Origin of the sequence: Lactobacillus sp. ESL0700, from assembly GCF_029392095.1 — a bacterium.
GTDB lineage: Bacteria > Bacillota > Bacilli > Lactobacillales > Lactobacillaceae > Lactobacillus.
Map to the genome: position 1 here is coordinate 1 of NZ_CP113930.1, position 12,674 is coordinate 12,674.

Below are 12,674 nucleotides of genomic sequence, written 5' to 3' on the forward strand. Positions count from 1 at the left end.
TACTTTGTTTGATATTAATAAATTTTGGCAGCATTTTAATAATGAAATGCGTGAGCATTTTAATGAAGTTGCCTACAATGCTTGGTTCAAAAATACTAAACCACTTTCCTACAATAAGGATACGCATGAATTAAAAATTGCCGTGCAAAATCCGGTAACTAAAGGATATTGGGAAAAGAATTTGGCATCGCAATTGATCCAGTCAGCATACGGCTATGCCAATATCGAAATCACGCCTGTTTTTCAAATTGAAGGTGAGCGCAGTACTGAACGAATTGTCACGCCCAAACCGCAAACACAGATTACGCAGCAGCGCCAAAGCGAGCGTACTCATAATGCGTTCGTGCGCAACCTGAAATTAAATGAAAAATATACTTTCGATAATTTTGTTCAAGGTGAGGGCAACAAATTAGCTGCGGGTGCCGCTTTAGCAGTTGCTGACAGTCCCGGCAGTTTTTACAATCCGCTGTTTATCTTTGGCGGTGTCGGACTAGGAAAAACACACCTAATGCAGGCCATCGGTCACCAAATGCTGGCCGAGCGGCCGAATGCCAAAGTCGTTTACATTCAAAGCGAAACTTTTGTTAACGATTTTATCAATTCAATCAAAAATAAGACACAAGATCAATTTCGCGAAAAATACCGCACTTGCGACTTATTATTAGTTGATGATATTCAGTTTTTTGCCAAAAAAGAGGGCATTCAGGAAGAATTCTTCCATACTTTTGAAACTCTTTATAATGACCAAAAGCAAATCGTAATGACAAGTGACCGCCTGCCGACTGAAATTCCGGATTTATCAGAACGGTTAGTTTCCCGGTTTACTTGGGGTCTGCAAGTTGAAATCACGCCGCCAGATCTTGAAACACGGATTGCCATCTTGCGCAAAAAAGCTGAGGCCGAAGATTTAACAATCGATGACAGCACCTTAGATTACATTGCTTCACAGGTCGATACGAATATTAGAGAACTCGAAGGTGCTTTGGTTAAAGTTCAGGCACATGCAACAATCGAACGCGAAGATATTAACGTCGGTTTGGCTCGCGAAGCTCTTGCGGACCTAAAACTCGTCCAAAAAAATCGCGGTTTGCAAATATCTAAAATTCAGGAAGTTGTTGCTAACTACTTTCAGACTTCTACTTATGAATTAAAGGGCAAAAAGCGGGTGCGACAAATTGTGGTCCCGCGGCAAATTGCCATGTATCTTTCTCGTGAACTAACGGATTCAAGCCTACCTAAGATTGGCCAGGAGTTTGGCGGCAAAGATCACACCACGGTCATGCATGCCTACGAAAAGATCAGTCGGGCAATCAAAACCGACTCGGACATTAAAACTGCCGTTTTTGATCTTAAGCAAATGCTTGATCGCTAAAAGTTAAAAAATGTGGACAACTTTTAGCTTTATCCACATTTTTTAAACCGCCCTAATTACGTTATTTTAGGCCTTGCATAACTTCTCAACAGAAATCACAAGACCTACTAATACTACTAAATAAATTATATAATTAAATAAATAAAACATACCTGAAACAGGAGGCCTTCATGAAATTTACAATTAATAGAAATCTTTTCGTTGATAACCTAAACAACGTTATGCACGCCATTTCTTCACGTGCAACTATTCCAATCTTAAGCGGCATTAAGCTTAACTTGACAGATGATGAATTAATTTTAACTGGTAGCGATACCGATATTTCAATTGAATTAAAAATTCCAGTTAGCGAAGATTTAACTGTTGAATCAACCGGTGCAATTGTTCTACCTGCTCGCTTCTTTAGTGAAATTATTCGGCGTTTACCTGGGAAAGAATTTTCACTTGAAGTAAAAGAAAGTTTTCAGACGCAAATTATTTCTGAAAATAGTGAATTCACGATTAACGGTTTAGATGCAAATAACTATCCAAGATTACCGGAAATTCCCGACGAGTCCTCTTTTGTTATTTCAGGAAAAACTTTCCGTGAAATTATCACGGAAACGCAATTCGCTGTTGCCACGCAAGAAAGTCGTCTAGTTTTAACAGGTGTCCACTTCACTTTCAGTCCTGACCGAATTCACGCTGTTGCAACTGATTCACACCGTTTATCTAGTCGAGCATTAACTTTAGAAAATGGTCCGCAAACCAAAACTGATTTGATTATTCCAGGAAAAAGTTTACTAGAACTAGCCCGGATTATTGGTGAAACTAATCCGGAAGTTCGCGTTTGCCCTGGAGATAGTCAAGTACTGTTTGAAATTGGCAACATTCTATTCTATTCACGACTACTTGAAGGCAGTTATCCAGATACTGAACGTTTAATCCCGACTGAAAGCACAACCAGTGTCGAATTTGACCTAGTTGAATTATCAAGCGCGCTTGATCGTGCAAGTCTGTTAACTCATGCTGGTCGCAATAACGTTGTTGATTTAACGCTTGATGTTGAGGAGCAAACGGCAAAATTATCCGGTGAGTCCGCTGAAATTGGTAACGTTGAAGAAGATGTAAGTTTCAAAAACTTAACTGGTAAAAACTTAAAAATTTCGTTTAACCCCGATTATTTGCGTGATGCCTTAAAGGCATCGGTAACTGATTCGGTTGTTATGGAATTTACGCAGCCGCTAAGACCGTTTACGGTTAATCCAGACCAAGCCGACATTGAATTTGTTCAACTAATCACCCCAGTTAGAACTTTCTAAATAAAAAATTATGAACTAAAGGTCATCATCCGATGACCTTTTTTATGTGCCTTTTTTGTTAACGGACAAAATAAGCACGTTGTACTGTTTTAATGACCGTTTACTATAAAATGTTTATTCTGCTAAAAACCGTTTATATGGCTTTATATTAGCTTTTTAAGTTGTCTTTTAGCCTTAAAACGAATATACTTAAATATAGGAAACTAGCGCGATGAAGGTGAGTATTATCAAAGAATTTACAGTAAAAGGTGAGTACATTACCTTAAGTCAATTTTTAAAAGAAGAAAGTATTATTTCTTCTGGTGGTCAAGCAAAGTGGTATTTGCAAGATAATCCAGTTTTGCTAAATGGTGTTAAAGAAAATCGCCGTGGTAAGAAGTTACGTTCAGGTGACCGAGTTGAAATTGCCCACGAAGCATATATTTTTCGGTAGTCTTCAATGTATTTGAAGCATTTTGTGGCGCAAAATTACCGTAATTTGCAGCAATTAAACGTTGAGTTTGATCCTAACGTCAATATTTTTATTGGGCAAAATGCGCAAGGTAAGACAAATCTGCTGGAAGCAATCTATTTTTTAGCATTGACACGTTCACATCGAACTAGCAGTGACAAGGAATTGATTGCCTTCAATCAAGAATATGCCAATGTCACCGGTCATATTTATAAAAGTCAGCTTGATTTAACTTTACGTGTCTTAATTACCAAAAAAGGTAAAAAGGTCTGGATTAATCGTGTTGAGCAGGCAAAATTATCTAAGTACGTGGGGCAATTAAATGCAATTCTGTTCTCGCCTGAGGATTTGGACTTAATCAAGGGGGCCCCGGCCTTAAGACGCCGGTTTATGGATCAAGAATTTGGTCAAATTAATCCGGAGTATTTGTATTTTGCTAGCAAGTACCGGCAGGTTTTGCAGCAAAAGAATAATTACTTGAAGCAATTAGCCAAAGGTCAAGCTCATGATCAACTATTTCTTGATGTCTTAGCCGATCAATTAGCTGGAATTGCTGCCGAAGTAATTGTGCGCCGGTTTAAGTTTCTTAAATACTTGCGCACGTATGCACGTGATGCCTACGCACACATTAGCACTGGTGGTGAGGAATTAACGGTAACTTATCGGCCATCTGTTCCTGAAGTGACAGCTGATGATAGTACGGAAGAGATTTATCAAAAACTCTTGGCAAACTTCAAGAAAAATAAGGCTGCAGAAATGCGAAAAGGAACAACTTTGTCTGGCCCGCATCGTGATGATATTGAATTTGCCTTGGATGGCAAAGATGCTCATTTTTATGGCTCACAAGGCCAGCAACGCACCATTGCACTGAGTGTTAAGCTAGCAGAGATTCAGTTGGTACATCAATTGACTGATGAATATCCTTTGTTATTACTTGACGATGTAATGAGTGAGCTTGACCATAGTCGCCAGAGTGCGCTACTCAATTATATTCATGGTAAAACGCAAACGTTTATTACAACAACAGATCTTACAGGTATTTCCTGGGAAATAATTAAAAAGCCTCAGGTTTACCGGATTAAGTCTGGAAAAATTTATTTGGAAAAAGGAGAATTGAATGGCTGATCATAACGAAGAAAAACTTGATCAAATCAAGCAATACGAAAAAGAAGCTGATAAATATAATGCCAGTCAAATTCAGGTTCTGGGTGGACTTGAAGCTGTTCGCAAACGGCCTGGGATGTATATTGGCTCAACTAGTTCTCAAGGCTTACACCACTTGGTTTGGGAAGTAATTGATAATAGTATTGATGAAAGCTTAGCTGGATTTGCAACTAAAATTGAGATAACGGTTAATGCTGATGGCAGTGTAACTGTTCAAGATGATGGTCGGGGAATTCCAGTTGATATTCAAAAGAAAACTGGTCGGCCAGCTCTAGAAACTGTTTTTACTGTTTTGCACGCCGGTGGTAAGTTTGGCGGTGGCGGCTATAAAGTCTCTGGTGGACTTCATGGTGTTGGTGCTTCGGTAGTTAACGCCTTGTCAACTGAACTTGATGTTACCACGATGCGTGATGGTAAAAAGTACTACATCGATTTCAATCGTGGTCGTGTTAAGACTGAAATGAAATTGGCTGGTACTGTACCTTTGACTGAGCACGGGACCATTGTACATTTTTATCCGGATCCAGATATTTTTACTGAAACCACCAGTTTTGATGACAAAGTTTTGAAAAACCGGATTCGCGAACTAGCCTTCTTGAATAAGGGTCTAAAGCTAACTTTTACCGATAAACGTAAAGAAACCGCTGAAACTGATGTCTATCACTATGAAGGCGGAATTAAGGAATACGTTGCCTTTTTGAATCATGGCACAGAAGTTTTGTTTGATGAGCCAATTTATGTCGAAGGTGACTACAACGAAATTAATGTTGAAGTATCTTTACAATATACAAATGGCTACAAAACAACGTTAATGACCTTTGCTAATAACATCCACACTTATGAAGGTGGGATGCACGAAGCTGGCTTTAAGACCGCATTAACGCGGGTGGTAAATGACTATGCTCACAAAGCCAAAATCTTGAAGGACAAGGATGATAATCTTTCCGGTGAGGATATTCGTGAAGGGATGACAGCAGTTGTTTCTGTTAAACACCCGAACCCGCAATTTGAAGGGCAGACGAAGACTAAATTAGGAAACTCTGATGCCAGAACTGCAGTCGATAAGGCCTTTTCAGAAACTTTTACTAACTTCTTGATGGAGAATCCGCAAGTTGGCCGCAAAATCGTTGAAAAAGCACAGCTAGCTGAACGGGCTAGGACTGCTGCTAAGCGTGCTCGCGAAGTAACGAGAAAGAAATCAGGACTTGAGATTGCTAATTTGCCAGGTAAACTGGCTGATAATACCAGTAACGACCCAAGCATTTCAGAATTATTTATTGTTGAAGGTAACTCGGCCGGCGGTTCCGCTAAGCAAGGCCGTTCTCGGTTAACGCAGGCAATTTTACCGATTCGTGGGAAAATTTTGAACGTTGAAAAAGCATCAATGGACAGAATTTTGGCTAATCAAGAAATTCGGTCATTGTTTACTGCTTTGGGAACCGGATTTGGTGCGGACTTTAATGTTTCAAAGGCTCGCTATCACAAGTTGATTATTATGACGGATGCCGATGTCGATGGCGCCCATATTCGGACGTTACTATTGACGCTCTTTTACAACTATATGCGGCCAATGATTGAAAAGGGATATGTTTATATCGCACGTCCGCCTCTATATCAAGTCCGTCAAGGTAAAGTTGTTAAGTACCTTGATACTGATGAGGAGCTGCATGATTATTTAGGTGCACTGCAGCCAAGTCCTAAGCCACTTGTTCAACGCTATAAGGGACTAGGTGAAATGGATCCAGAGCAGTTGTGGGAAACAACGATGAATCCTGAAAACCGCCGCCTTGATCGCGTTAGTCCAGAATATGCTAAGAATGCTGATGAGGTCTTTGAATTATTGATGGGTAATGAAGTTGCGCCACGGCGGAAGTTCATTGAAACTAACGCAAAATACGTTGAAAACTTGGATGCTTAGGAGGTTTTAAATGGATAACGACAATCAAGGTCAAGATCATAGAATTAGAAATGTTGATCTGACTAGTGTAATGAGCAGTTCCTTTTTGGATTATGCGATGTCAGTTATTGTTGCCCGGGCTTTGCCTGATGTGCGCGATGGTTTAAAGCCTGTCCAAAGGCGAATTCTTTACGGAATGAGTGAGTTAGGAGTTACTCCTGATAAGCCTTATAAGAAGTCTGCCAGAATCGTTGGGGAGGTTATGGGTAAGTTCCACCCCCACGGCGATTCTTCGATTTATTTGGCAATGGCGCACATGGCTCAAGACTTTAGTTATCGCTATATGCTAGTTGATGGTCACGGTAACTTTGGTTCCGTTGATGGCGACGAGCCTGCCGCAATGCGTTATACTGAGGCGCGAATGAGTAAAATCGCCGTTGAAATGCTGCGCGATATTAACAAAAATACGGTTGATTGGCAACGGAACTATGATGATTCTGAAAACGAACCAGTAGTTTTGCCAGCGCGGATTCCGAACTTACTAGTTAACGGGACAAGTGGGATTGCCGTCGGGATGACGACTAATATTCCACCACATAATTTATCCGAAGTTATCAGCGGTTTGCATATGCTGATGAACAATCCGGATGTCACTACCAAGGACTTAATGAAGGCAATTCCGGGTCCTGATTTTCCGACTGGCGGGATTATCATGGGTCGCGGCGGTATTTATCGGGCATACGAAAGTGGTCGCGGTAATATCGTTGTGCGGGCCAAGACCAATATTGAAACTGAAAAAAGTGGTCGGGAACGAATCGTTGTTACTGAACTGCCATACTTGGTTAACAAGGCTGAATTAGTTAAGAAAATTGCTGATTTGGCACGCTCTAAGACAATTGATGGGATTACCGGTGTTCGTGATGAATCCGACCAGACAGGGATGCGGATGACAATTGACATTCGTCGTGATGCAAGTGCCAGTGTTGTTTTGAATAATTTATTCAAATTAACGCAAATGCAGGCTAACTTTGGGATGAACATGGTTGCCATTGTTGATGGTGCACCACATTTCTTGAGTATCAAGCAGATGCTGTCGTATTACTTGGAGCACCAAGAGGACGTTGTTACACGTAGAACAAAATTTGAGCTGGCCAAGGCTGAAGCAAGAGCCCACATTCTTGAAGGTTTGAAGATCGCTTTGGATCACATTGACGAAATTGTTCATATTATTCGTCAAAGCAACTCCAGTGATATTGCTAAAGCTGCCTTAATTAGCCGCTTTGGACTGGATGATAAGCAGTCACAAGCTATTTTGGATATGCGGCTTGTTCGCTTAACAGGCTTGGAACGCGACAAGGTTGAGGCCGAATACAAGGATTTGCAAGAAAAAATTGCGGATTACAAGGATATTTTGGCCAAGCCTGAACGGATCAACGAGATTATCTACAATGAATTGCTCGATATTCAAAAGCGCTTTGGTGATAAGCGGCGGACTGAAATCGGTGCTAGTGAAGTTGTCTCAATTGAAGACGAAGACTTAATTGAAAAGCAAGATGTTTTGCTAACCCTTACCCATAGTGGCTATATCAAGCGGATGCTGATTAATGAATTTAAGACGCAAAACCGTGGTGGTAAAGGTATTAAGGGCATGGGTGTGAAGTCTGGCGATTTCATTGAAAAGCTGATCTATTCAAGTACCCACGACTTACTGCTGTTCTTTACCAACAAGGGTAAAATCTATTCCAAGAAGGCATACGAAATTCCGGAATTTAGCCGGACTGCTCGGGGCTTACCAATTGTTAACCTATTGCAACTTGAAAAAGGCGAGAAGATTCAGACAATTATTAATATTCCTGAAAATGCTGATGACCAGTACCTGTTCTTTATCACGAAGATGGGGACGGTTAAGCGGACACTTGTCAGTGAATTTGCGAATATTAGAAACAGCGGCCTGATTGCCTTGACTTTGCGTGATGGCGACGAATTGACGAATGTTCTAACCACTGATGGCAACAAGGATATTATGATTGGCACGCATCTTGGCTATGCTGTTCGCTTTAATGAGCAGACTGTCCGGGCAATGGGTCGAACTGCTGCCGGTGTTCGCGGGATTAACCTGCGTGATGGCGATTATGTTGTTGGCTCGGGTGTCATTGAAGATAGCGATGAAGTCCTAGTAATTTCTGAAAAGGGGTATGGTAAGCGGACTTCTGCTGCTGAATATCCAGTTAAGGGTCGTGGTGGTAAAGGAATTAAAACCGCTAATATCACTGAGAAGAATGGTCCGCTATCTGGTGTGACAGTTGTTGATGGTACCCAAGATATTATGGTGATTACCAATGACGGCATCATGATTCGCTTCAAGATTGCAGATGTTTCGCAGACCAGCCGCAGCACCTTGGGTGTACGGTTGATTAAAGTTAACGACAACAGTAAGGTTGCTAGCTTAACAGTTGTTCCTGCTGAGGAAGATCAGGAAGTAGCGGCTGATTCTGAGACCGAAGAAGAATAAAAGTGATTTAAATTTAAAAATTATCAGACTTTTAAGCGTACCTATTAGTCGGAGAAATAAAATTCTCTTAGGATCACGTGAATATAGTTTGGTAATTTTTTTGTTTATGTGCTAGAATTAGAGATTGCGAGTAATAAAATTGATTACTCCTTGTTCTTGATTTTAGCAAGAACCATTTAGACCAAAAGGAGGTGCACTAGAATGACAACTACTAAGTACGAAATAACTTACATTATTAAACCTGATATTGATGAAGAATCAAAGAAGGCACTTGTTGAAAACTACGATAAAGTTATCGCAGACAACGGTGGTACAATGGTTGAATCTAAAGACTGGGAAAAGCGTCATTTTGCATATGAAATCGAGAAGTATCGTGAAGGTACTTACCATATCATGACTTTCACTGCTGATAACGCAGACGCAGTTAACGAATTTGACCGTTTGTCAAAAATTGACAACGCAATTTTACGTTCAATGACTGTTAAGTTAGACAAATAATATTACGTTATCGTGATCGTGATTTAGGAAAGGAAGGACCTTGGAGTATGATTAATCGAGTTGTACTTGTTGGCCGTTTAACACGTGATCCTGAATTACGTACTACTGGGAGTGGAATCTCGGTTGCTACGTTTACTCTTGCTGTTGACCGTCAGTATACTAACGCTCAAGGTGAGAGAGGTGCGGATTTTATTAGCTGTGTCATTTGGCGCAAATCAGCAGAAAACTTCTGCAATTTTACGTCTAAAGGATCATTGGTTGGTATTGACGGCCGGATTCAAACCAGAACTTACGATAATAAAGACGGGCAAAGAGTATATGTAACAGAGGTTGTCGTTGACAACTTTGCATTGCTCGAGTCACGCAAAGACCGTGAATCCCGCAGTCAAAATGGTGGTTACACACCAAATAATAATGGGAATTTCAATGGCAACTTTGGTAATCCAAATGCCAATAATTCTCAAAATATGGGACCATCTAATCAGAATAACCAAAATAATAATCAATCAAGTATGCCAAAGGATCCATTTGCTGGATCTGGGGATACCATTGATATTTCTGATGACGATCTTCCATTCTAAACTTATAGAAAGGACCTAGGATATGGCTCAACAAAGAAGAGGCGGCCATCGTCGTCGTAAGGTTGACTTTATCGCAGCCAACCATATTGATTACGTTGACTACAAGGACGTTGATCTGTTGAAACGTTTTATCTCAGAAAGAGGTAAAATCTTACCACGTCGTGTCACTGGCACTAGCGCTAAGAATCAACGTAAGGTAGCTAAGGCAATTGAAAGAGCTCGCATTATGGGCTTGTTGCCATTCGTTACTGAAGACTAATCAGTTGAATAAAAATAAAAATGCGGGAAGTTATTTTCCGCATTTTTTTGTACGCTATTTTAAGCTGGATATTAGGGAGTTTCTTATCAGTTGAATCCAAGGTATAATAATAGTGATGTATTTTACATTAATTTAGGAAGGATCTTGCATGAAAGATTTTTTGCGTAATGGATTTCCTGCTTTTATCAAGGATTCACGGCTGACAGCTTCGGTAATTATTATTTTGGCGCTGTCGCTCTTGGGCAGCATTGTTGCCATGATTATGAATCCGTTGTTTGGTTTGGCAATGGTGCTGATTTTTATTCTTACCGTTGCCTTTACCGTCTATGGAGCGTATGTTTTGGCAGGTAATGCCAATAATTTTGCGGTTAGTCTGTCCTATCGCATTAAGCGTAGTGAACAAGAGGCAATGATTAAGATGCCGCTGGGGATTTTGCTCTATGATGAAGACAGGCAAATCCAGTGGGTCAATCCATACTTGCAGCTTTATCTAAAAGACGATGACTTAATCGGGCGAACCATTGAGGCAGTTGACCCAGATTTAAATAAGTTAATTGATGAGTCGCTGGCGGCCAAGACTGCTGAGAATCAAACAGTAAATTGGGATAATCATCAATTTGAGATGGTTGTTCAAGATAATTTAGGCGTGATTTATCTACTTGATATCACGCGTTATGCCCAGATTGAAGAAAAATACAATGATGAGTTACTGGCAATCGGGCAAATCTTCATTGATAATTATGATGAGCTAAGCGAAGCAATGCATGATCAGGAATTGACCAGCATGAGTTCGTATGTACAAAATACCTTGAGCGACTATGCTAAAAACTTTAATGCTTATCTTAAACGAATTGATGAGGATCACTTTTTATTATTGGTGCATATGCAGGATTTAGCTAAAATGGAAGATGATAAGTTTTCTGTTTTGGATAAAATCCGCCAAGAAACCAGTCGGAATAATACCCCGCTAACTTTATCAATTGGGATTGCCTTTGGCAGCAGTTCAATTACGGAATTGGCTGATCAAGCACAATCTAATCTTGATCTGGCCTTGGGCCGCGGGGGCGATCAGGTTGTCCTGTGCCAGCCGGGTAAGGATGCACGCTTTTACGGCGGAAAGTCGAACCCGATGGAGAAGCGGACACGAGTCCGGGCACGGATGGTTTCACAGGCAATTAGTGAACTGTTCAAGGAGGCTGACCGCGTATTTGTTGTTGGTCATGCCAATCCGGATATGGACTCAGTCGGTAGTGGTATCGGCGTTGTTAAAATTGCCCAGCTGCATGACGTTAAGGCTAATTTTGTTCTAGATGTTAATAAGACCAACTATGATGTTGGCCGATTAATCGTTAAGATGCAGCAGGCAGAAGAAGATGCGGACTTGTTCATTGCGCCTAAAGACGCTCTGGAAAAGGTAACAGATAAATCAATGCTGGTCATGGTAGATCATTCTAAGTACTCAATTACTTATTCTAAGGAATTGTATGACCGGTTGAAGAATCGAATTATCGTAATTGACCACCACCGCCGCGGCGAGGAATTCCCAGAAAATCCGATGTTAACGTATGTCGAGCCGTATGCTTCATCTGCGTGTGAGCTGGTGACAGAAATGATTGAGTACCAGCAGCCAAGTTCTGGTAAGCGGGTCTTAACCGACTTAGAGGCAACGGCAATGCTTGCCGGAATTACCGTTGACTCTAAAGAATTTTCACTAAGAACGGGAACCAGAACCTTTGATGCGGCGAGTTATTTGCGCTCAATCGGTGCAAGTTCAACTGGGGTCAGTGAGCTGCTCAAGGAAGATATTGATAGCTTCTTGGAGCGCACAAGTTTAGTTGCCAGCTTAAAGATTATCAACTCCAACATGGCCGTCATGTGTGGTCCAGAAAAGAAAATTATCGATCCCATTGTAACGGCGCAGGCAGCCGATACGGCACTTGACTTAGAAAACGTTGAAGCAAGTTTTGCGATTACGCGGCGTGACAAGGATACGGTTGGGATTTCTGCACGCTCGATGGGCAGTATTAACGTTCAAGTGATTATGGAAAAGCTTGGTGGCGGTGGTCATTTGTCCAATGCGGCGACGCAGATTAAGGACGTGACGATTGAACAAGCTCTTGCAAAATTGACGGATGCAGTTGATACTTATGAGAAAGAAAACGAATAAAGGAGATTACAAATGAAGGTTATTTTTACTCAAGACGTAAGAGGCCGTGGTAAACGCGGTGAAGTTAAGAATGTTCCTGATGGCTATGCCCAAAACTTTTTGATTAAGCGCGGCCTAGCTAAGGCTGCCACTAAAGCTAATATGCACACGCTGGAACGGGTTGCTGCCAACGAGCAAGCTGCTTATGAAGCCGATAAAGCTGAAGCCGAAAAGGTTAAGGCAGAACTTGAAAAAGACGAAACAGTTGTTAACTTTAAGTCAAAGGCCGGAACAGATGCTCGGTTGTTTGGTTCTATTTCAGGTAAAAAAATTGTCGAAGGCTTGGAAAAGCAATTTGGCATTAAAATCGACAAGCGTAAATTAAACCTGCCTGAGCCGATTAAATCTTTAGGTTACACAAATGTACCTGTTAAGTTGTTTAAGGGCGTAGAAGCTAAAATTCGCGTTCATATCACCGAGCAAGATTAGTGTC

Annotated in this window: 11 protein-coding genes; all 11 read left to right on the forward strand. The window is 41.0% G+C overall.

Features of this window, described 5'->3' with window-relative positions:
- Positions 1 to 4: 4 nt before the first annotated feature.
- The 11 genes from dnaA to rplI all read left to right on the forward strand — a co-directional run bounded on the left by dnaA (position 5) and on the right by rplI (position 12,670).
- Positions 5 to 1,372: a chromosomal replication initiator protein DnaA gene (gene dnaA, locus OZX63_RS00005; protein WP_277132393.1), complete on the forward strand. Its 1,368-nt coding sequence runs from the start codon at positions 5 to 7 to the stop codon at positions 1,370 to 1,372.
- A gap of 170 nt (positions 1,373 to 1,542) precedes the next feature.
- Complete coding sequence (gene dnaN, locus OZX63_RS00010) at positions 1,543 to 2,673, forward strand: DNA polymerase III subunit beta (RefSeq protein WP_277143508.1); 1,131 nt, start codon at positions 1,543 to 1,545, stop codon at positions 2,671 to 2,673.
- A gap of 211 nt (positions 2,674 to 2,884) precedes the next feature.
- The gene (gene yaaA, locus OZX63_RS00015) at positions 2,885 to 3,106 is read left to right on the forward strand and encodes a S4 domain-containing protein YaaA (protein ID WP_277143510.1); all 222 of its coding nucleotides are present in this window, start codon (positions 2,885 to 2,887) and stop codon (positions 3,104 to 3,106) included.
- 6 nt (positions 3,107 to 3,112) lie between these two features.
- Positions 3,113 to 4,249, forward strand: a complete 1,137-nt coding sequence (gene recF, locus OZX63_RS00020; RefSeq protein ID WP_277143512.1) for a DNA replication/repair protein RecF — start codon at positions 3,113 to 3,115, stop codon at positions 4,247 to 4,249.
- Positions 4,242 to 6,206 (forward strand): DNA topoisomerase (ATP-hydrolyzing) subunit B, encoded by a 1,965-nt coding sequence (gene gyrB / locus OZX63_RS00025; RefSeq protein WP_277143514.1) that lies wholly within the window; start codon positions 4,242 to 4,244, stop codon positions 6,204 to 6,206. Before recF ends, gyrB begins: the two co-directional genes overlap by 8 nt.
- Positions 6,207 to 6,216: 10 nt before the next feature.
- Positions 6,217 to 8,697: a DNA gyrase subunit A gene (gyrA, locus tag OZX63_RS00030; RefSeq protein ID WP_277143517.1), complete on the forward strand. Its 2,481-nt coding sequence runs from the start codon at positions 6,217 to 6,219 to the stop codon at positions 8,695 to 8,697.
- A gap of 201 nt (positions 8,698 to 8,898) precedes the next feature.
- Positions 8,899 to 9,195, forward strand: coding sequence for a 30S ribosomal protein S6 (gene rpsF / locus OZX63_RS00035; RefSeq protein ID WP_277143519.1), 297 nt, complete (start codon positions 8,899 to 8,901; stop codon positions 9,193 to 9,195).
- Positions 9,196 to 9,242: 47 nt separating this feature from the next.
- Positions 9,243 to 9,776, forward strand: a complete 534-nt coding sequence (gene ssb, locus OZX63_RS00040; RefSeq protein ID WP_277132406.1) for a single-stranded DNA-binding protein — start codon at positions 9,243 to 9,245, stop codon at positions 9,774 to 9,776.
- 22 nt (positions 9,777 to 9,798) lie between these two features.
- Complete coding sequence (gene rpsR, locus OZX63_RS00045) at positions 9,799 to 10,035, forward strand: 30S ribosomal protein S18 (protein ID WP_090093298.1); 237 nt, start codon at positions 9,799 to 9,801, stop codon at positions 10,033 to 10,035.
- A 148-nt stretch (positions 10,036 to 10,183) separates the two neighbouring features.
- The gene (locus OZX63_RS00050; protein WP_277143521.1) at positions 10,184 to 12,202 is read left to right on the forward strand and encodes a DHH family phosphoesterase; all 2,019 of its coding nucleotides are present in this window, start codon (positions 10,184 to 10,186) and stop codon (positions 12,200 to 12,202) included.
- A 12-nt stretch (positions 12,203 to 12,214) separates the two neighbouring features.
- Complete coding sequence (gene rplI / locus OZX63_RS00055; protein WP_277143523.1) at positions 12,215 to 12,670, forward strand: 50S ribosomal protein L9; 456 nt, start codon at positions 12,215 to 12,217, stop codon at positions 12,668 to 12,670.
- Positions 12,671 to 12,674: the final 4 nt, after the last annotated feature.